This window comes from Acidobacteriota bacterium (assembly GCA_040754075.1).
Classification (GTDB): Bacteria; Acidobacteriota; Blastocatellia; order UBA7656; family UBA7656; genus JBFMDH01.
The window spans coordinates 1-19,139 of record JBFMDH010000055.1; the positions used below are offsets into that span (position 1 = coordinate 1).

Genomic DNA, 19,139 nt, shown 5'->3' on the forward strand with positions numbered 1-19,139 from the left:
CATCGGCTTAGTCATAAGGCAAGGCTTCAAGTACCTGCCGGATGCGAGAAGAAAGTATAGTGCGCAACCGCTTGAAGGGCTCAAGCTCATCTTGCGGCGCTAATTCAGACTTTGTTACAGCCGTGGCCAGTTCATCCGGCGGGTTGGCAAGACATTTTTTGATTAGCAAATCGTTTGACCAGTCTCCGGGTTTAGCGGGTTCCATAAATTATTCTCACAATTGGTGGCCTAGTGAGGCTGGCGGTGTTTATCACAGGGAAATTTGCTGAATGCTTTACCGGTGCAACCCATCACAGAAAGGGACTCAGAGTATATCAGAGAAAAGGTTGAGGCGTTAGTCAAAACTTCACAAAGCTGTGCAACACTTAACAAGAATTGTTGCACGATTTCATCGGACGCCAGGCGTCAAGCCATGTCAAATTCGGGCGGAAAGTGATTGAGCGGTCCGTGTCCTTTACCGATGCCCGGCGCATGGCGAATGGCTTCAACGATGTATTTTTTGGCAATCGGAACGGCTTCGCGCAGCGGGTAGCCGAGGCTTAATAAACAGGCAAGCGCCGAACTCAACGTACAACCGGTGCCGTGGGTGTGCGTGGAATGAATGCGTGGCTCTCTGAAAAATATTGCGCCATTTGCATCCATCAACAAATCGGTCGCATAATCGCCTGCCATATCGCCGCCTTTCACCAAGACGGCTTTTGCGCCGAAATCAAGGATTTTTACGGCAGCGGCTTTCATGGTGTCTGAATCGAGGATGGCGATTCCCGTGATGCGCTCGGCTTCAACTTTATTTGGCGTCACCACCGTAGCCAGCGGAAAAAGTATTTCAATCAACGACTGCAAGGCTTGGTCATCAATCAAATCATAGCCGCTGGTGCTTCGCACGACCGGATCAACCACCACATAAGCGACAAGTCGGTTGGATAAAATTCCTGCGACCGCTTCGATGACTTCACCGGTCGGCAACATGCCGGTTTTAATCGCGGCAATCTCGAAATCATCAAACAGAGCGTTGACCTGTTGTGCAACGGTTTGCCCGGATTGATGTTCTGCGCCAAAAACCCCCTGGGTATTTTGAAAAGTCAAACTGGTGATTGCCGCCAGTCCATAACAGCCAAAGGCGCTGATGGTTTTAATATCTGCCAGGGTTCCGGCACCCGCCGACGGGTCAAACCCGGCTATGGTCATCACGTTCATAAAGTCTGCCACTTCCTTTTATTCTGCCGGTTAAATTAAACAAATCTTCCGCTTCGGTAAACAGCGAGATGGCGGCAATGCCAGCGGCTCCTGCCTGAAGCGTTTGTTCATAGTTTTCCAATTTGATGCCGCCAAGCGCCAGCACAGGAATTTGCACCTCTTTACACACCTCTTGCAAAGCGCTCACGCCCACAGGCAATCCATAGGCTCTTTTACTCGGCGTGTCAAAAACCGGACCGAAGACCACAAAGTTTGCCCCACCCGCTTCGGCTTCGCGCGCCTCTGCAAGCGTATGCGTCGAAACGCCAATGAGCAGCGCGTCGCCAAAGGTTTGTCGCACAACCTGAGCAGGCATCGAACGAGTGGTTAAATGGACACCCACATTGCAGGCAGCAGCAACATCTGCACGGTCATTGACTAACACCTGGGTTTGATAATTTCGGGCAAGATTGGCAACCCGTTCGGTCAGAAAAAAAAGCTCGCGGGTTGAGAGGTCGCGTTCGCGTATTTGCGCCAGATCAACTCCGGCAGCAAACGCTCCGGCGATGAACTCGATGAGGTGGTCTAAGGTTGAGTTACTCTTTTTCTGCGGGAGTAATTGTCTGTCGGTTATCAAGTAAAGCAGGGGTTTCAAATATCCTTGAATCAACTTCCTTACCTTGTATTTCGCTTTGAAAAAACTGCACGGTTTTATTGAAGTTTATAATTTCCATCACGCCAATCCAGATGTTGAGCAATCCGAGTCCGCTCACCGCGCCGCGCACAAAGCCGCTCGCCATAAATTTACTGACACCCGGAAGTTTATCGGCAAGCAGAAAGAGGAGGTAATTTTCGCCCCAGTTCGGATAGCCGAGCCAGGGCAAAATGGTGAGCAACAAACCGATTTCAAAGCAGATTAAAATGAAAAAAATAATTGTCAGTTTTGCAGCCATGATCAATTGCCGATTGCCGGTTACGCAGTTTACCGGAAAATCATCATTGTAAATTTGAACCGTTCAATCAAGGATTGAAAATTTATCTTCTCAACTTAATTGGCAATCCGCAATCCGAAATTCTAACTTTTACTCATCTGCAATTTTTTAATCTTTTCACCGACATTGCGGTAGTTGACGTTATTTCCATAAACTTCCATGAAGGTATCGAGCGCCTTATCGACCTCGCCCATCTCTTCATAGCACAGCCCGATTTCATAACGGAGCGCCTGATATTCGTCCTCTTTACTATGGGGAATTTCCAAGCCCCGTTTGAACCACATCACCGCAACTTTGGGCATGTTTTTTTGTTTAAAGCAGACGCCGAGCATATGACAACATTGAATATGCTCTTCTCGCATGTTGCCATCGGGTGCGATGCGAAAAGCCATCTGGAACTGTTCGATGGCATCATCAAATAAATCCATGTCTTTGTAAGCCAGACCCAGATTGTAATGCGTTTCATAGTCCTGGGTTTCGGCAATCGCCCCGGAATGTTCGATGAAATCGCTGACCATGCGCTGCAATTCATTGTCTTCTTCTTCTTCGCCATCGAGTCCCAGCAAATCTTCCAGTTGAAACGCCGGATTTTGAACCTGCGCAACGGGTGGCGTCTCCACAGGCGCAACTACCGGTTGCACCGGCGGCGGAGAAATTGGCAGCGGCAATTCGGCTTCCGGCGCATCCTGCCACAGAGAACCGGTAAACGGCGAATCACTGTCTAAAACATTGTCGGCAACCGGCGGCGCTGAAATCTCTGATACAAAGGCTTCCTGAGCAATCGGCATCTCGTCATCAAAAAGGTCTGCCATCGCATCATTTTCTACTGCGCGCTCAACTGTCGGCATTTCCAGCGGCGGCGTCTCACTGACAGCCAGGGGTTCAGCAGGTTGCTGCAAGGATTGCATCAACTCGTAATCTTTTTGCAAATCCCGGGTGTTGAATTTGACCATTAAATCTTCATCAAGCGCGCCGGATTCTTTGTGAATCAGGAAGGGTTCGGCTTCGGTATCGCTTGTCTCGGTCACCGGTTCGGCAAAATCAAAACCGCCCGACTCAGGTTGCGCGTTGAGACCAAAGGCGTCATCCAAATCCAAAGCCAGTTCGCCGGTCGGTGACTGCCCGTTGGTATACGCCGGCGTCGCTTCTTCGACCGCAGGTTCACTGATATTCATGCCGAGCAGTGAAGCCGTATGCACGAGTTTCTTGCGACGAGAGAGAATTTCGGGATGATTGCCATATTCGGACAACAATCGCTCAAGCGTGTCCTGAGCAATGTCGACATAGCCTTGCGTAATATAAAAATCGACGCCTTCGAGTTCATCACGCAAAGCGCGCGGCATAGTATCGGTCGGCAAATCGCCGGTTGCCTTAAACAAAAGATTTTCGACGGGACTGACGTCGCCTTTATCGCTGACGATGGTATCGAAATAGCGGAAGGAGCCGGAATTTTTGTCATTGCTTGACGGACTCCAATCATCCTGCGATTTGGCGTTTGGCGTTTTCGACGCCGCCTCGAAACCATAACTGCCGGATGGGGGTTCTTCCATCTGCCAATCATCTGCTGACCCTTGTAAATCAAAACCGCCTGCCGATTCATACCCTGTTGGCGATTGAAATCCGAATGCCGCAATCGGGTCATCTGTAACAATATCGTTTGCTGATTCCTGAAAGGCGAAACCGGCTTCATTGGCATCCTGCGCCAGAGGTTGCGAATTGGCAAAGCCGAAATCAAAACCGAAACTGTTTTCGCCGGTATCCGCTGATAAATTTCCCGAATTGCTGACCACCTCTTCATCGAGGTCTTCAAGCAAGGGATTGAGTTGTTTGGCTTCCGCGCGGTAATCGCTGGCACGCGCTGATTCGCCAAGCGATTGGTGTATGCGCGCCAACACCAGACATTCATCGGCAGCTTTTTTCATCATCCCGGCGCGCAGAAAAATATCTTTCAATTTCAACCGCACCTGAATGTTATCGGGGAATTGGGTAATGACGGCACTCAACATTTCGACCGCTTTGTTGACATCGCCGTGCCCTGCCATGATTTCGGCTTCGGCAATCTGGCGAAAGACATAAGAGTCATCTTCAACCGGCGGACGATAGCCGAACGATTTCAACGAGCCGGTGATGTCCGAGGCGTCTACATCCGTGAGTTCATTGATGCCAAATTCACCAAGCCGCTGCAAATGGGTCGGGTCGCCGGGTTCAAGTCGCGCCAGCTCTTTGAGCGCGACGATGGCATCGTCGCGTTTATCCTGAGCGGTTGCGGCATCGGCAAGAATATGGAGCGCGGTAATCAGGTTCTGTTCATCGCGAATGCGCAGATAAATTTGCGCCAGACGTTTGAGCGCCGTGACATTATTCGGGCTGCGGTCGAGAATACGCCGCATAAATTCAATGGCTTTATCCTCTTCGCGTTTGGAAATCAAAATATCAAGACAGCCATCGAGGGCTTCGGCGGCGCGGTCAAATTGATTATCCTGTAAAAATTTTCGCGCCACTTCGATGACATAGTGATAACGGGTGCGGTCGAGTTCTACCAGGCTCAGGAAGGTGCGCTCGGCTTCATCCATCCATCCGGCGGTTAAATAGGTACGCCCTAAAATGGTCAGCAATTCGACATCGCCGGGGCTTTTTTCAAAAGCTTCGCATAAAAGATTGATCGCTTGTTCGGGTCTTCCCTGTTGTGAATAAATCGTCGAAAGCGCCGTAAGCGCCTGGCGGCTTTCAGGATTGGCGGTGATGGCTTTTAAATTGGCGGTAAGCGCCTGTTCAAATTCTCCCTTGCGCAGAAATTCATTACCGGCAGTCACAAAGGCATCGTGCGATTGTTCCATCAAACCTTCACGCGAATAAATTTCGCCGAGTTTCATGCGCACGCTGGTATTGGTCGGGTCGAGGTCGGCGATTTTCTGATAAGCTTCCAAAGCTTTGTGCGATTGATTGCTGCGCGCAAAAGCATCGGCGACTTGCAGGTATTGTTGTCGCGCTTCGACCAAAAGCCCTTGTTGGGAATAGAGGTTCGCCAGTTTCATTGACGTATCGATACTGGTCGGGTCAAGCTTGGAAATCTTTTTGAGCATAGCGATGGCTTTTAGGGTAAAGCCACCTTCACGATAGCTATCGGCGATGCGCGAGAAATTTTTAATGGCGTCCTGAATTTTTCCGGCACGAACATATAAATCGCCCAGCGTATTAATGGTGGTTAAATCGGATGGATCGGCATCGACGACTTTGCGGTATTCATCAATCGCGGCGGGAATCTTTCCCTGCAAAACATATTTTTCCGCCGTGCGTAAGGCTTTCGACTTATTAAGAGACATACACCCTCCAGAGGCTAAACCTCAGACTCTTCTCTTCCGCTCATTGAGGGCAACACGCGGGGGTAAACTAACGACAGCAACACGAAGGGATGATTATTCCTCGATAGTCAAACACAGTTGCAAGAATCGGACGCCTTGAAAGGTCATTCGATGAATGGGGGACGGTCCAAGTTTGGTCAAAGCCTGTTGATGAAGGCGCGTACCGTAACCGACGTGCGCCGCAAATCCGTAACCCGGATAAATTTCTTCATAGGTTCTCATCAACTCATCTCTTGCCACTTTGGCGATAATGGAGGCGGCGGCAATTGAAACGCAAAGACTGTCGCCTTTGACCACTGGCCGCTGGGGGCAGGACAACTGCGAAATCCTTTGATTCCCGTCTATTAAAACATAGTCACTGGGGGGGTTCAATAGTTTTACTGATTCGCCCATTGCCTGCAAAGAAGCCCGTAAAATGTTGATTTTATCGATCTCATCGGGTTCCACGCGGGCAATCGAAAAGGCTACGGCGCGTGACTTGATTTCCTCGGCTAATCGTTCGCGCCGGGCTTTGGAAAGCTGCTTGGAATCGTTAATTCCCTTTGGCACATCTTTGAGATTGAGAATCACCGACGCCGCCACCACAGGACCGGCAAGCGCCCCGCGTCCGACCTCATCAACCCCTGCGATCAATCGGTAGCCTTCCGCAAGCAGTTGCTTTTCGAGTTTCGTGCCGCATTTCATCAGGCGTCAGTTATAGCACAAACCGCCATTGATGCTATAATCCGAATATGCAATCAGAAACTTTTGAAGCGCCCGATGCGCTGCCGCTCTTTCCACTGGCAACGGTGTTGGTGCCGGGTGCGGTTTTGCCCTTACACATCTTTGAAGAACGCTACAAAGAAATGATGCGTTATGCGATAGAGAATCAGGGAATGTACGGACTCTCATTCAGAGATAATGCGAACATCGGCAAAGAGACGGTTCCTGAAGTTGGCAGCGTCGGATGCCTGGCGAAAATCAATGCGGTGATGCCGCTCGAAGACGGGCGATTGAATTTGATTTCCACCGGCATCATTCGCTATCGCGTGAATGGCTACAATCAAATGTTGCCGTTTCTGATTGCCCAGATAGAGACCTTCACCGATGAACTGGAAGCCGACGAAGAGTTGACCCACCTGTACGAAAGTTTGAAAACGCCGGGCAAGGAATTATTGGAAGCCGCAAAAAAACTGGATGAAGCGGGACTCGTTCTCAGTAACGATTTGCCCGACGACCCGGAATCCTTCTCATTTTTGATGACTTCGATTTTGCCTCTCGAAAACGACATCAAACAATCGCTTCTGGAAATGACTTCAACGAAAATCCGCCTGATGCGTTTACGCACACACATCAATAATACGCTTGCAAATTACACCAATCGTTTACAAATGCAGGAACGCGCCAAGACCAACGGTCATGGAAAACTGCAATGAAGGTAGTAAGGTTAGGTTGAGTGATTTGCCGTCGCTTGAATGGGTTTTCATGAATTGCCTACAGCTTTAGCTGGATGGGAAAGAGGCTTGAAAACAATTTGGCTAAAGCCAATCTCTTTGGTTCCCTTTTGTCCTACAGCTAAAGCTGTAGGCAATTCATTGAATCGAGCGATCCGGGCAGGGACAAGCCCCTACATTCAATTGCAAACCGCTCCAGGTTAGAGAGCGATGTGGCTCTGCTTTCTGTACGAAACTATTCGTTGAGGTATTTCCGAATCGCATCGCCTGCTTCAGTCGTAGAAAATTTGCCGCCGATGTCCTGGGTGGTTTCATTTGCAATGACCGATTGTTCGACGGCGGATTCGATGGCGGCGGCGGCGTCTTTAAATTCGAGGTAATCAAGCATCATTGCAGCAGTGAGCGTCGCGGCTACAGGGTTCGCGACATTCTTTCCGGCAAATTGCGGCGCACTGCCATGCACGGGTTCAAACAAAGAAACTTTGCCCGGATGAAGGTTACCGGATGCCGCCATTCCCAACCCGCCCTGCAAAGCCGCGCCCAAATCGGTCACAATGTCGCCGAATAAATTATTGGTAACAATCACATCAAAACGCGCTGGGTCTAAGACCATCCACATGGTCAGCACATCGACATATAAATGATTGGCTTCGATTTCGGGATAACGCGCCGCGACCTCTCGAAACACCCGCTGCCAGAGGTCGTGCCCGTAAGTCAGCACGTTTGATTTATCGCTCATCGTCACACGCTTGCGACCGCTCACGCGGGCATATTCAAACGCCGCTGTGATGATGCGTTCGACGCCTTTGCGGGTGTTGATTTCTTCCTGCGTAGCGATTTCATCGGGCGTGCCTTTTTTGAAATTGCCGCCCATAAAGGTATAAAGCCCTTCGGTGTTTTCCCGGAAAACAACAAAATCAATCTCAGTTTTTTGGCGGTCTTTTAAGGGACAGAGTTTCGCATCAATCAATTTAATCGGGCGCAGATTGATGTATAAATCCAAACCGAAACGCATGCCGAGCAGAATGTCTGCGGCGTGTTTATTGTCTTTGACGCGCGGGTCGCCGAATGCGCCGGTGAGGATCGCATCGTATTCGCTTCGTAACATCTCAAGCCCGCCTTCGGGCATCGAGATGCCGGTTGCCAGATATTTATCGGCGCTCCAGTCGAAATGAACTAATTCAAGTTCAAAGGCAAAACGTTCACGGGCGAGTTCGACGGTCTTGACGGCTTCGCGAATTACTTCCGGGCCGATGCCATCGCCCGCAATGACGGCAACTCTCTTCATGGGTTTATTCACTTTTGTTGGGTGTGGAAGGTTTGTTGGCAGCCCGCGCATCAAGCTGTTTATAGATTTCGGGTAAAGATTGAATCACCACCTCGCCGACAGCTTTGACGCTTTCGCCGCTCACTTTATCGAGGGTGTCCTGGGCGGTGTGCCAGTAGGTATGGTCAGGTCCATAATTGAAATCAATCAAATCAACGGCGGGAATTCCGGCTTCGACAAACGGCACATGGTCATCCGACATATAGGTTTCATTGCCAAGAAAATGTTTGGCATACAGAGTCTGCGCCGCGGTGCGCCAAATCGTATCCACCAACCATTTCGATGATTGACCGTCGCGTTTGAGGTCTAACTGTTTGTCGCCAATCATATCATACAAAATCATGGCGCGAATTTTACCGAGCGTGCCGTCGGCTTTCATCTTCGCAACCATGTGGCGGCTGCCGTAAGTATTATCGTCGCCCGTCCATTCAACCACGGCTTCTTCGCCGTCAAAGAAAACAAACCACAAGGTGTATTCGGGTTTGGTGCCAGCAAGCACTCTGGCAGTTTCCAACACGGCTGCGGTGCTCGAACCGCCATCATTAGCGCCAACGAAATTGGCAAGGATTTTCGTGTCGTAATGACCGCTGATAATCACCACATCCGATTTTTCGCCGGGCAGTTCGGCGAAGATGTTTTTCATGGAAATTGCGCCTTTCGGCGTTTTACCTTGAAAATCATCTTCCATGACTTTCAAACCATAGCTTCGGAGTTCATTGATAATGTATTCCTGAGTCTTTTTAATTGCCGGGGAACCCGATGGGCGAGGACCAAAATCAACTACTTTTTTCATGTGGTCAAAAGCGCGTTTGGCATCGAAAGCGGAATCTTTATATTCGGCTTTCGATTCTGCTGCTGAATTGGTAATCGAAGCAACCTGTTGCTGGCAGGCGATGGCGAACACAAACGAAACCAGCACAAAAACAGCTAACAACTTCTCTCTCGAAATTGTAGGATTTTTCATATCTGTCCTCGCAAAAAGTAACGCTCAAATAAACTTCAATGTGGAAATCGCCTTGGGCAATTTATCATCCTGATTTGCCCCGGCAGTTGAACGTAAACCGGCGGTGCGCCGTTCGGATGCTAAATCTTCCAGAGAAATTTTTTCGGTTTTGATAAATGCCACATCGCTTAAATTGACGAGCATCACATCCAGGCATTCTTCGGCATTATGATAGGAGTAAGATGAAATGACGGCATAGCGGGTGTCTGCGGAAATGCCGCTTGCCGGATACGGATCGCGCGTTACGTAGTTGAATTGTTCGCCGTTGCTGAATCTGACAATGAGTTTAAAAAGGTTGTCGGACATTTTGGCTCCTCCATGAACATCTGTTTTTTAACTGATAACCGGATTGCATATCACCTGGGCTTGCCGGTTGATGTTTTTTATTTTAAGGATTCGCGGGCGAAGGGGGTTCCTCGGTTGCTGAACTTCCGGTCGCGGTTGTCGAACTCGAAAATGATTTTGCGACATCATCGAGAACTTTTGATACCGTTGAAGCCGCGCCTTCAATCACATCTGCAACCAAATCAAACTGCACTTGAAAGAGCGCGGTTACCCGTTGCTCTAACGGCATTGCCGAAAAGACCCGACGGACTTCACGGGTTTCCTGTGAATCACAGGCAGAGCCGCTTTGTGTTTCTTCATGAGAACTCATAATTTTTACCTCCGATAAACCTTTGCATCGAAAACTATCAGGAACATTTCGTTTTTCGATTCGCCTCAATGTTACATTTGAGGCTACCTTGAAAATACGAACACGGTCAAGCAAATGTTTTCTCGCATTTCGCCGCTTTGCGATGTTTGGTTCATAAGGTAAAGTTGTAGTCTCGTAAACTTATCATATCGTTCAAGAGGTTCGCGTTTAATGAGAGTTACAGCAGTGAGGATTGGCATCGTCGCATCGTTGGTTTATGCGATGATGATTTCAGGCATCTGGCACACATCTTCAAACACCGCAACCCAGCGGTTCAAACAACAACCGGAAAGCGGCTTGCAAAAATCGAATGCTTTACCGGCAAGACCTTTAACTTATCGCAGCCCCGGCGCGCTTCACAAAGTGATGGTGTCTGCCATTGACGCGCCGCTTGCGAGCCATTTGATTGCCACCAAAGCCGCGCGCAAAGCCAAAAATTATGGGGCATTCACCCTGCTTGAAATATCCAATGAAACTTTGTCATCGCTCGACAGTCAACGATTAGAAAAAATTCAGATTCGCGATGATATGAATTTAATTATGCTCAGGCGCGGGCAAATTGATACAACCGCCAACGAACCGCAAATCGCCAGCGACCTGCGGGAAGAAAAACAAAGTTCGCATAGTCTTCATCTGGTGCAACTCTTCGGTCCCCCGACCCCCGATGCAATTGAACGAATTCAAGCGACCGGCGCAAAACTGGTCACCTATATTCCGAACAATGCTTATTTGATTTATGCCAGCGAGTCGCAACTCGCAGGGGTTCGCAAACTCCATTCAACCGATGTGATTCAATGGCAAGGCGCGTTTCATCCTTTTTATAAACTCGATGCCCATATCGAATTGAATTCGGTTGCCGAGCGCACCTTTGCGATTGAGTTGGTCGATGCGCCGGAAACCAGCAACACCCTTGAAAAAATCAAAGCCGTCGCGAAAACCGTGGTTATGCCGGAAACTCAAATTGCCGGAACTATTCAAATGAAAATTCGCGCCGAATCTTACCGGATGGCGGAACTCGCAAAATTATCCGAAGTCGTTTTTATCGAACCGACCGCAAAGGTTCGCATGCACGATGAACGCGCCAATCAAATCATTGCCGGTTCAGTGACCGAAGAGACCATCAACAATATCAAAGTCGCGCGTCCATCCAATCCCGGTTACCTGACCTTTTTAAACGGACTCGGTTTCAATGCCAACTTCGATTTTGCCATCGACATTGCCGATTCGGGTTTCGATAAAGGCACACCGGTTAATTCGCATCAGGATTTTCTCGATGCTTTCGGACAATCGCGCGTCGCTTACCTGCACGATTTCACCAATACTCAAGCCGCCAATCCCACACGCGATACGGATGGACATGGCACGCTCAATGCTTCGATTGCCGCAGGGTTTAATGTGACTGGCGGCAGCAGTTTTCAAGATGCATTGGGATTTCAATACGGTCTCGGCGTCGCGCCTTTTGCGCGCATCGGCGTCACCAAAATATTCGATGATGATGGCGAATTCGCTTCAAGGCTCTCTTACGCGCAATACATTCTTGATGCTTACAACGGCGGCGCAAGAATCAGCAATAACAGTTGGGGAACCTGCGATTTGGAACTCGGGATTTGCAATCTTTATGATTCGGACGCCCGCACATTTGATTTATTGGCGCGCGATGTCGATACCAGCACCGCCAGTTATGAAAACATGATTATCGTTTTTTCGGCGGGCAATGATGGCAGAAAAAGTTCGGCGTCAGTTGCCATGCCGGCAACTGCTAAAAATGTAATTTCGGTTGGCGCAAGCGAAGGGTTTCGCGCCACCGATGCGAGCGGCAACCCGTTGACCGATGGTTGCGGCATCGGCGCAACGCTTGCGGATAACGCCCAGGACGTCACCGATTTTTCATCCGGCGGACCCGTGCAGGACGGACGCGCCAAACCCGATTTGGTTGCGCCCGGTTCGCATATCACCGGCGTAGTCACACAAGACAGCGTCTATGCCACCAAACCCATCGCGAACATCGGCGTTTGCGACCGCTATTTTCCGAGCGGGCAAACTCTCTACACCTGGTCGTCCGGCACCAGCCATGCCGCGCCAAGCGTCGCGGGTGGCGCAGCTCTTGCGTTTCAGTGGCTCAAAAACCGGCGCGGCGCTGAACCGAGTTCGGCTCTCGTAAAAGCCTTGTTGCTCAATTCGACAACTTATCTGACGGGCAAAGATGCCAACGATAATTTGCCGGGCGCGAAACAAGGTTGGGGACTGATGAATGTGGCGCGAATGTTTGAAAATGTTGATCGCATCATTTATGACCAGGACGCCCATCTGTTCACCCAAAGCGGCGGCACGCCGTTTGAAATTTCCGGCGTGATTACCGACCCGACCAAAGAGTTCCGTGTAATGCTCACCTATACGGATGCGCCGGGCGCTGCGCTATCGAACGCGCCTTACGTCAATCAACTCAATCTCGAAGTGACCGTAGGCGGCGTCACCTTTAACGGCAATGTTTTCGCGGGGCAGTATTCCAAGTCCGGCGGCACCAAAGATTTTCTCAACAACGCGCAAGGCGTGCGACTCCCGGCAGGCACTACTGGCACTTTCGTGATTCGTATTCTGCCAACCGTCATCGCCGGCGATGGGGCACTATTCAACGATATTTCTTTAGACCAGGATTTTGCTTTGGTGGTTACCAACGGTCGCGAAACGCCGGTGCCGATTCTCTCTACAGCAACCGAAGTGGTCAACGATGTCACGCTTGATGATGTGAGCGTCATACACAACGGCGGCGCGACCGACCGCGCTTTAATTCCCGGTGAAACCGCTGAAATTACTTTAGGGGTTCGCAACACATCAACGGTTGCGGCAACCATTACGGCAGCGACTCTCAATTTCACAGGCGCGACGACCGCGAGCGCCGCAACTTTTCCGGTGCTTGCCGGAAATTCAACAACGCGCAATGACACACCGTTTACCATTCAGGTGCCGAATAATTTGCGTTGCGGTTCGATTGCCGAATTGCAATTGAAACTGACCACCAATCTTGGCGTGATCACTTTGCCATTTCGCGCGATGGTTGGTCGCGCCACGTCGCAGATGGTCTTGATTGATGATGATGTCGATTCCGCGAGAGTGCGGTGGAAACCGAAAAAAGGGTTTTCAACGGCGACGAATGTAGGCTTGAGCGGCACGCAATCTTACAATGCGATTGATCCGGGCAAAATCGCCAATGACCAGATTCTGGCAACCTTGATGATGAAAAAACCTGTGACCATTCCTGAAAATGCGGGCAATGTTCGCCTGTCGTTTTATCACATTCTGGATTTTGAGCCGGGCTTTGATGGCGGCGTGATGGAGTATTCGCTCGATGACGGCGTAACCTGGCTGGATTTGGGGTCGCGGGCGATTGTCGGCGGCTATGATGGTCGAGTCACCAGCGCCTCGACCAATCCGCTCGGCAACCGTTTCGCCTGGACATCGCGCAGACGACCCGGCGTGTTTACTCAGGTCGTTCTCAACCTCGATGAATTTGCGGGCAAACGGATTCGCCTGCGCTTTGCCGCAGGGTTTGATCAGGCGACCGGCATCCTCGACGGATTCAGAGGCTGGTACATCGATAACATCAAACTCACGGCTGATAGCGTCGAGTGTCGTTAATCTCTCGGTCAGTAGCCGGCGCTTGAGAAGTATCAACTATATCAACGCGGACTACGGACAGAGATTTACTTTCACGCATTCATTTACCCGAAGCGCGGAGCTGTTTGATAATGTCGCTGATTTTATGGGCATCTTTTGCGTCCGGTGAAAGTGAGAGATATTTTTCCAATTCATCGGCGGCTTTTTGATGCTGCTGGCGTTCGATATAAACCGCGCCAAGATAGCGATGCGTCTCTGCCAGTTCGTCTTTATCATTGCCGTATTTTACGGCTAACTGTAAAAACTTTTCCGCATCATCATAACTGCCTAAATTGACCAGCGCCCGCCCGATATAAAGATGTCCGATTGCCGACGCAGCATTCTTTTGCAAAGCCTTGTATAGCTCATCGACGGCTTTCGGATAATTTTTCATCTGCACCAGCAAAACACCATAATTCAATCGCGGCGTGAAGGCATCGGGCGCAAGTTTAGTGGCGTTTTTAAAATACCCTTCGGCTTTATTGAACTCTTTGAGTCGCATGTGTTGAACGCCGAGTTCATTGAGCGCGGCAAAATAATCGGGAAAGATTTTCAGTGCGGCGTTGAGTTGTTCGATAGCTTTTTTATTGTCGCCCTTTTTCACCAGTTCCAAGGCTTCGTTATAAAGTTTTACGGCTTCATCGGGAATGACGGCAATGGTTCCCACAGGTTTCGGCAGATGTTGTTTGGGTTGGAGGTTAATCTGCACGGTTAAAACCATGCCGGGGTCATGGCGTCGTCGTGCCGGTTCGATAATATCCACCCGTTCCGAAGCCATCTCGAACATATTCCCGGCATCAACGGTGATGACATAACTGCCGCCTTGCAGACGGCGAAAAGTAAACGCGCCATTTTCATCCGCCAGAGTGAATTGTTCGGCTCCCACCAGGCTCCTCAACCTGACTTTGGCGCGCACATCCAACCGTCGCCCGCCCGGATAATAGATAGTTCCCTGAATCTGATTTTTGCCGCCGGTGCCGGGGTCGCCCGGGTCTGTATCGATGCCGCCCATCTGCCCATAGGCGACAGACGAAGCCAACATCAACATCAACCCCGCGCACAGTGAAACGAGAACTTTTCTTTCGCCCAAAACGGACGTTATACAAAACGGGTTTCTTGATAAGAAAACCATAACGCCTCCTTATGCCAAAACGCTTAAATTAAAATGAGCTGAGAAGAAAATGAGTAAGGTGCGCGGATAATATCACAAAGCCGGAATCCATCAAATGTAAAGCGAGCGGTTGATTTTGAATCAATCTGCTCAGGCGAGATAATGCAGTGTTCTTATAACACCGAAATGCCGCTTGCAAAAACATAAGCATCATCCTCGCAATCCGCAGGTCAACTTTTACTGTTCAAAAACAATCTGCGTTTTTAGAAACTTCGTCAATCGGGCAAAAAGTAAAGGGGAACCCGTGATGGATTCCCCTGAAGGATTTTCGCTTGACCGGAAAAGTTAGAAGATAAACTTCAAAGCCAATTGAACGTTGCGACGCCCTTGTCGGAATCCTTCAACAAAAGTGCCTGAAGAAAGCTCGGTGCTGGCGCCATTCACAAACAGGTTTGCGTGATTGAAGATGTTGTAAACCTCGCCGCGAAATTGCAAGGTTGTGCCTTCGGTCACGCGGAAGTTTTTATAAATTCCCAAATCGACATTCCAGAAACCGGGACCACGAAACACATTGCGTCCGGTCATCGCCGATGAGAAGTTGAAATCCGTGATGCCCAGTTCGGGAACCGTCGGGTCAAGTGGCGTCTGATTGCTCAGGTCAATCAGGTTGAAACTATTGGGAGCGTTGGGACTCGGATTGGATGCCGGGTTGCCCGGTGTGGTAAAGCGGATTGCCGAAGTCGGTACGATGCGCGGGCAGACTTCCGCTGCATTGAAACAATCGAATATCGAAAACGGCGTTCCGGTTCGCGCATTGAAAATGCCTGTGAGCGTCCAACCCCCAAATGCCTGATCCAAAAATCCCGTGCCAATCGGACGATTGCCGCCGATAGACCAGTTGACGCTGGCGACAAAACGATGGCGCACATCAAAATCTGCCGCGCCATAATCCAGGTTGGGATTAAAGGGGTCAAGCACCCCAAGGTTAAAGTTGTTGTTCGATTCGCTAAACGTCGAACTCAAATTATCGAGCGCGTGTGACCAGGTATAACGCGCCGTGAATTGCAATCCCCACTCACGCAGGTTGCTGCTATCCATCGCGAGAATCAAGGCATTGTAATTCGAGCGACCGCGATTGCTGCGCGTATTGAGCGGGAAAAAGCGGTTGTTGAGCAGGTTGTTCGGATTGCTCGCCGTTGGTTCTTCACCAAAGAAGCGGAAAGCATAGCCGATACGATTATCATTCGTTAAGTCGAAAAGTTTTCGACCAGCCGAACCTGAATATTCTGCCGAAACCACGGTGCGCGGGAAGAGTTCGTGTTCGATTGCCGCGCTCCAGAAATGGGCATAAGCATTGACGATGTCTTCATCAACATGACGAACGTTAATCAACCCCGGCAACGCAACGGTTCCTGAACCGGTGAATATGCCGAAATTGCTGGTCGGTACAGGAATGGTCGGGAATCCCGGTGCGCCCGGGTCAATGGTCACCACAGCGGTTCCCGGCGGGTTCTGGATAACGTTGAACGTGACATTACCGAAGTTGCGTTCATACGACATGCCATAACCGCCGCGCACGCTGGTCTTGCCATTGCCGAACACATCCCAGGCAATGCCAATGCGGGGGGCGAAATTGTTACGGTCGGGATTCCACAGTGCGCCCACCGAACTATCAATGGCGCGTTGCACCGAACCATTTCTGATTTGCTCCTGTAGGGTGCTGCCAGCGCCAAGATAAAAGTTCGAGTCCAGTTCTCTGATGGCGTTGTGCTGCACACCGAAATATTCATAGCGCAATCCGAGATTCAAAGTCATGGTCGGGCGAATGCGCCAGGCATCATTAAAATAGGTTGCCCACTCATGGTAGCGATTGCTGCGGCTGAAATTGGGTTGTGAAACCGGCAAGGTGATTGGCGCGCCGGGCGTGGTCTGCCCCTGCGGGTCAATCGCCACTTGCAAGCGTCTGAGATTGCCTTCTACGAAATTATTCAAACCGGTCGTCGTGCTGGTGGTGCCAAACCCGGCGACAGCATTTTGAAATGCGCCGAAGGTGCGATTATCGCGGATGTGAATGTAAAGACCGCCGAAACGCAATTGATGGTTGCCTTTCGTCCAGTTCAAATCCTGATAAGCTTGCAGGAAATTCTGCGGCCCGCCAAAGGGAATGGCGCTGCCGGGCGAGAAAGGCAAATACCCCGGTAAGGCAACCGCCGAACCGGCTAAGGTGAGCACCACATTGGTGCGGAAAAAGTAGGTCGGCGTCGGCGGTTGGTCGGCATTGAGCGGCTGTTCATTGTTCAAGCGATTGAACACCAGCTTGCTTTGCGATACCAGCGTCGGCGTCCAGGTGTGAGTCAGGTTGAGCAGAAAATTATTGTTGAAATTGGCAGCCCCGGTATCGAACCCGGCAAATGGACTGAAGGCATTGGTGCCGGGAAAGAAATCCTGACTTTCAAGCGCATAGCGACCATAAAGCTGGGTTTTATCAGTGGCGTTCCAATCAATACGCAAAACCGTCTGGTAGGAATTCTGCGGCAATCCGCCGCCGACATCAGCAGGCGTCGTGAACCGCACTTCCTGAAATGCCGGCAGTCCCGCCGGCAATGAAGCGAAAGCGCCAGCACCGATGCCGAGTTCACCCACGACATCACCCACGGTCAAAATATTGCCAACGCTTGCGCCGGCGCGCAGCGGAAATAGATTGAAGATTGCCTGGGTTCTGGCATTCGACGCATTGATTAATGCCGCTGCCGGAACAAACACCGATTGCGAAGATTGACTGCGCACCCGAATCCATTCCGTGCTGTTAAAGAAGAACAGTTTTTCTCTGAGAATCGGGCCACCAATCGAGTAGCCGAACTGGTTGCGTGTAAACACATCTTTATCGAAACCGCGAGCGTTGCTGTCGAAATCGTTGGATGCTAAAGCCGACACGCGGTTGAATTCAAACAGAGTTCCATGAAAATCGTTCGTACCGGCGCGCGTCGTGACATTGACGATGCCGCCCGTGGCGCGACCGTATTCTGCGGAAAAGTTACTGGTAATGACGCGAAATTCCTGCACGGAATCGAGCGGTACGCTTTGCCCGACAGTAGCAGTAAAGGTATCGACGTTTTCGCCGCCATCCAGCAAGATGTTGGTGCTTGCTGAACGTTGACCGTTAATATTAAAACCCGCGCCGCGCATGGTTTGATTTTGCGGGTCGCCTTCCGAGACATTCCCTGAAAGCGCCACCAGGTTATAAGGGTTGCGCGTCAGCGTCGGCAATTCGCGAATTTGCGTAGAGGAAACCACATCCGATAGTTCCTGCGTCTGGGTATTAACTTCGACGCCACCCTCGCCCGCTACGACATTGATGACCTCACCTTGAACGGTCACGGAAAGCGTGGCTTCAATTGCAAGTTTCGCGCCTGTGGTTATTTGTGCGCGCTGAGTATTGGGAGCAAAGCCTGCCCCTTGTACAGTGATTTCGTAAAGTCCGGGTTGTAAATTGGTCGCAACCGCCAGACCTTCATCATTGGTTGTTAATGTTTGTTGTGTGCCGCGCTCTACGGATTTGATAGTTACCGTCGCGCCACTGATTACGGCTCCTTGCGGGTCAGAGGCTTTGACGGTTATCTGTCCGGTTTCGGTCTGTGCGAAAGCTGACCAGGGTGTCATCATAAACACCAGAGCCAACGCCAGAAAACCGGTCAGGTGTTCTTTCAGTTTCCTGTGCCTAATCTTCATACCTGAACCTCCTATGACGATTAAAGCTGGTAGTGAAGTGGGCTTATTTTTACTCAGGCAGTGTCCTTGCGTTTGTTTGATTAAAGGACATGGAGTTTTTAGAAGTGAGTTAGGGTCTCACACACGGGTTAGATTTGCCTTATGCCTTCACTGCCAACACCAAGCAAATTATTTTAGTAGTGAGAAAATTATTGTTTCTCATTTTCTGTTTAGGCAGTTCATCAAAAAGCAAATCATAGACCCAATCTCGGCAAAAGCGTTAACCTGCCCGATTACTAAACTTGAGCGGTTTACCGTTAATCACCCTTTGGTTGATTCTTTTCATGATTATGGAATTTATCCAAAAAACTGGAAATATCTACATACTCCCCAACCGATAAACCGGCATCAATCATTTGAAAGGGGAAAGTCGCGAAATTCATAATGCTCCTTATGGCTTTCACTGAAATGCCGACAGGCAGGCGATGTGGAGAAGCAAAACCGGCGCTTTTTCTAGCTGACGCTTTACTCTTCAAGAAAGCGGCAATTCCCACAGGGCTGTAACAAAGTCGGTTGACAATTAAAAAAAGGACCTCCCTCGGTTACTCTGTTAGTTGCAAAACCACACAGAACCGGAGGAAGGTCTCGATGCATCATAACACTTTTGCCAATTCGCTTG

15 protein-coding genes are annotated in these 19,139 nt (G+C 50.1%); 2 read left to right on the forward strand and 13 right to left on the reverse strand.

What is annotated here, in order from left to right; translation table 11 throughout:
* Positions 1-7: 7 nt before the first annotated feature.
* The 6 genes from AB1757_30600 to AB1757_30625 all read right to left on the reverse strand — a co-directional run bounded on the left by AB1757_30600 (position 8) and on the right by AB1757_30625 (position 6,214).
* Positions 8-205, reverse strand: a complete 198-nt coding sequence (locus AB1757_30600) for a hypothetical protein (protein MEW6131418.1) — start codon at positions 203-205, stop codon at positions 8-10.
* A 200-nt stretch (positions 206-405) separates the two neighbouring features.
* Complete coding sequence (thiD, locus tag AB1757_30605) at positions 406-1,197, reverse strand: bifunctional hydroxymethylpyrimidine kinase/phosphomethylpyrimidine kinase (protein ID MEW6131419.1); 792 nt, start codon at positions 1,195-1,197, stop codon at positions 406-408.
* Positions 1,169-1,831 (reverse strand): thiamine phosphate synthase, encoded by a 663-nt coding sequence (thiE, locus tag AB1757_30610; GenBank protein MEW6131420.1) that lies wholly within the window; start codon positions 1,829-1,831, stop codon positions 1,169-1,171. The genes thiD and thiE overlap by 29 nt, the downstream gene beginning before the upstream one ends.
* On the reverse strand, positions 1,773-2,129 hold the full coding sequence (locus AB1757_30615; GenBank protein MEW6131421.1) for a hypothetical protein: 357 nt from the start codon (positions 2,127-2,129) through the stop codon (positions 1,773-1,775). The genes thiE and AB1757_30615 overlap by 59 nt, the downstream gene beginning before the upstream one ends.
* A gap of 122 nt (positions 2,130-2,251) precedes the next feature.
* Positions 2,252-5,491: a tetratricopeptide repeat protein gene (locus tag AB1757_30620; GenBank protein MEW6131422.1), complete on the reverse strand. Its 3,240-nt coding sequence runs from the start codon at positions 5,489-5,491 to the stop codon at positions 2,252-2,254.
* A gap of 93 nt (positions 5,492-5,584) precedes the next feature.
* On the reverse strand, positions 5,585-6,214 hold the full coding sequence (locus AB1757_30625) for a ribonuclease HII (GenBank protein ID MEW6131423.1): 630 nt from the start codon (positions 6,212-6,214) through the stop codon (positions 5,585-5,587).
* 47 nt (positions 6,215-6,261) lie between these two features.
* Here AB1757_30625 and AB1757_30630 point away from each other — a divergent pair, with 47 nt between their 5' ends.
* A complete protein-coding gene (locus tag AB1757_30630; GenBank protein ID MEW6131424.1) occupies positions 6,262-6,945 on the forward strand; it encodes an LON peptidase substrate-binding domain-containing protein in 684 nt (227 codons plus the stop codon).
* Positions 6,946-7,198: 253 nt separating this feature from the next.
* On the opposite strand, the gene AB1757_30635 is transcribed toward AB1757_30630, so the two are convergent.
* The 4 genes from AB1757_30635 to AB1757_30650 form a co-directional block, all read right to left on the reverse strand.
* Entirely contained in the window at positions 7,199-8,251 is a 1,053-nt protein-coding gene (locus AB1757_30635) for a 3-isopropylmalate dehydrogenase (protein MEW6131425.1), read from the reverse strand.
* Between the two features lie 4 nt (positions 8,252-8,255).
* Positions 8,256-9,254: a M28 family peptidase gene (locus AB1757_30640; protein ID MEW6131426.1), complete on the reverse strand. Its 999-nt coding sequence runs from the start codon at positions 9,252-9,254 to the stop codon at positions 8,256-8,258.
* Positions 9,255-9,278: 24 nt separating this feature from the next.
* Positions 9,279-9,599 carry a hypothetical protein gene (locus tag AB1757_30645; protein MEW6131427.1) on the reverse strand — a complete coding sequence of 107 codons (321 nt, stop codon included), beginning with the start codon at positions 9,597-9,599 and terminating at the stop codon, positions 9,279-9,281.
* Between the two features lie 82 nt (positions 9,600-9,681).
* A complete protein-coding gene (locus tag AB1757_30650) occupies positions 9,682-9,948 on the reverse strand; it encodes a hypothetical protein (GenBank protein ID MEW6131428.1) in 267 nt (88 codons plus the stop codon).
* A 210-nt stretch (positions 9,949-10,158) separates the two neighbouring features.
* On the opposite strand from AB1757_30650, the gene AB1757_30655 reads away from it, so the two are divergent.
* Positions 10,159-13,623 (forward strand): S8 family serine peptidase, encoded by a 3,465-nt coding sequence (locus tag AB1757_30655; GenBank protein ID MEW6131429.1) that lies wholly within the window; start codon positions 10,159-10,161, stop codon positions 13,621-13,623.
* 79 nt (positions 13,624-13,702) lie between these two features.
* On the opposite strand, the gene AB1757_30660 is transcribed toward AB1757_30655, so the two are convergent.
* The 3 genes from AB1757_30660 to AB1757_30670 all read right to left on the reverse strand — a co-directional run bounded on the left by AB1757_30660 (position 13,703) and on the right by AB1757_30670 (position 18,996).
* On the reverse strand, positions 13,703-14,773 hold the full coding sequence (locus AB1757_30660; GenBank protein MEW6131430.1) for a tetratricopeptide repeat protein: 1,071 nt from the start codon (positions 14,771-14,773) through the stop codon (positions 13,703-13,705).
* Between the two features lie 324 nt (positions 14,774-15,097).
* Positions 15,098-18,481 carry a TonB-dependent receptor gene (locus AB1757_30665; protein MEW6131431.1) on the reverse strand — a complete coding sequence of 1,128 codons (3,384 nt, stop codon included), beginning with the start codon at positions 18,479-18,481 and terminating at the stop codon, positions 15,098-15,100.
* Between the two features lie 296 nt (positions 18,482-18,777).
* Positions 18,778-18,996 (reverse strand): hypothetical protein, encoded by a 219-nt coding sequence (locus AB1757_30670; GenBank protein ID MEW6131432.1) that lies wholly within the window; start codon positions 18,994-18,996, stop codon positions 18,778-18,780.
* Between the last annotated feature and the right edge of the window lie 143 nt (positions 18,997-19,139).